Source organism: Microcystis aeruginosa LEGE 91341 (genome assembly GCF_015206885.1).
GTDB lineage: Bacteria > Cyanobacteriota > Cyanobacteriia > Cyanobacteriales > Microcystaceae > Microcystis > Microcystis aeruginosa_H.
Genome location: NZ_JADEXY010000251.1, coordinates 1 through 2,081 on the forward strand (window position 1 = coordinate 1; position 2,081 = coordinate 2,081).

2 protein-coding genes are annotated in these 2,081 nt (G+C 51.6%); both read right to left on the minus strand.

Annotated elements, in window-relative coordinates; genetic code table 11:
• Positions 1–151: 151 nt before the first annotated feature.
• Complete coding sequence (locus IQ234_RS20625; RefSeq protein ID WP_193958444.1) at positions 152–1,030, minus strand: RAMP superfamily CRISPR-associated protein; 879 nt, start codon at positions 1,028–1,030, stop codon at positions 152–154.
• On the minus strand, positions 1,031–2,035 hold the full coding sequence (locus tag IQ234_RS20630; RefSeq protein WP_193958445.1) for a CRISPR-associated protein: 1,005 nt from the start codon (positions 2,033–2,035) through the stop codon (positions 1,031–1,033).
• Positions 2,036–2,081 lie beyond the last annotated feature (46 nt).

Consider the following 2,081-nt stretch of genomic DNA (forward strand, 5'->3'; position numbering starts at 1 on the left):
GTGCAGATCCCCCCTTAGTCCCCCCTTGATAAGGGGGGTGCCGATCCCCCCTGCCCCCCTTGATAAGGGGGGTGCAGATCCCCCCTTAGTCCCCCCTTGATAAGGGGGGCATCTGATAGTTTTTAACGCCTACCTACTTAACAGTTTCTGGTTAAACTTTCGATAAGTTTTTCAAGGTCATCATGCAGTGGCCGAAGCCGACCGATTCGAGTCCCCCTAGATAAATATCCCCTGTTTTATCTTGTTCCAGTGGTTTCCAGTTGTCCCAAACGTTATCATCGATCGGTTTAAGGGCAAGGGGAAAAGCGAGGATCGTTCCTTCTGGTATTGCCTCGACATTAAAAAAAGCTTTATTAGCCGCCACTTTCCGCCCCTCTTCTAACTGCACGCGACTTTGACGATAGAGAGCCATATCGTGGATCATACCCATATCATTGTCATCGACCACCACGGCGGGCAGGTTTTTGAGGGGAAACCAGGGTGTTAGATCCCAATTCGGGTAACTCACCGTGATAAACCCCAAGTTGAAGAAAAGTACGGGGTCAGAGTTGTTTTTGGAACGGGTTGTTAGAGTTTGCGAGCCGGTGTACGCGGGGGGGATGTCTGCCTTCACGTCGGCAATGCGTTGGTAGCGTTGCAGTAAACTCGAACAACTAACCCAAACGATCGGTTGTCCGGGGCAGAAAACTGGCAGCCAGACGATCGAGGCGTGTTCTGGTTTGATAATCGATTCGTAATCGTAGTTTTCCTGTCGGTTTTTTTCCGCACCGCGGCCGTACCAGCGTTCCACTTCTTGTAACGCGCTCGTTTTGGCCTGTTCCGGGGATTGCCCTTGCTTCTTGTATTGGCTTGTTAAACGGGCTAACATATCGGAGCGGAGACGACCGCGTAGGGAACTACTGGGGATTATGCCTGTTTGGGTGAACTGATCGCGAAAGATCAGGTTAAGGTTGCCGCTTTCTTCTCCGGCGGCGGCTCCCAGATGGAGTGGGGCAAGGGTTTCAATGATGCCGTAGGCTTTTAGATACATTCAATTCAATCCTTTTATTGTGAGCGGTAGAGATAGTCCACAGCCGATATGTTTGAGGGGAAACCCCTCTCTAGGAAACCAGTCTTCCGGCCAGTCCCACCACGATCGCCCGATCGGTTCTTCCAGCACATACACGCTTCCCGAAGGAACGGAATACCTACCCCGTCCCAAGCGTCCACCTAAACCGTAACGGTAGGGGATGGGTTTGTCGGTGAGCAGCAGTTGAACTGAGGGGAAATCGGGTTGTTCGGGAATTCGGGAGGAAAATCGTTTCGATCCCCAGATGGCCGGAGTAATCGTCGCAAAGGCCTGTTCGATTGGCTGTCTCAGCAATTGATAGATGGCCCAATCGGGTTTAATCTCAACGCTCTCGATCTCGACTAGATGATTTTCTCCGCCGAATTTATACCATCCCGGATCGAGGGGATGGGTGGCCAGATAGATCAAACAGGTTTCCTCCTTCATCTGCACGGCGTATTCTAAAAACAGACCGTCCTTCTCGACGGCACAGCGTCGATCGATCTCTAGCTTGGGATGTAGGATCGGGGTAAATTCCCACGGCGAGAGTTCCGCAAATCCGTTGTCGGCGATGTATTGCGCCGATTTTGTCCAATCTTCACTAGAAATCCAGGAAAATTCGGGTTCTATTGAGTCCTTGTCGCAATCTCGCTCCCAGACGACTTGTCGATCGGGTGCAGCTATGATTCGCCATTCGTCGGAGTCGTCGGTGGCGATTATTTTCGTGCGGGGAATCGGGATATAGACGTTACGAAGACTATCGGTTTTGGCCCAGAAGGGGCCAGCGATGAAGAGGTTGTCTCTTAATTCCCGATGGCTATACTGATGGGTCGTTTTATTGGCGCTGAAAAATAGTCCGGATAAGGTGGCGGCATCGGGGGGAAATTTAGAGCCAGAACGTCCGACAAGGTTTTCTGGGGAGAGGAACGCGCCGGAACTACCGTACATCATGCCGAGGGGTTTAATGATGATGAGATGGGAAAACATAAGTAGGGTCTGCTGAAAAAGGTTTTCCTGGGGGCAGGGTGTGGGG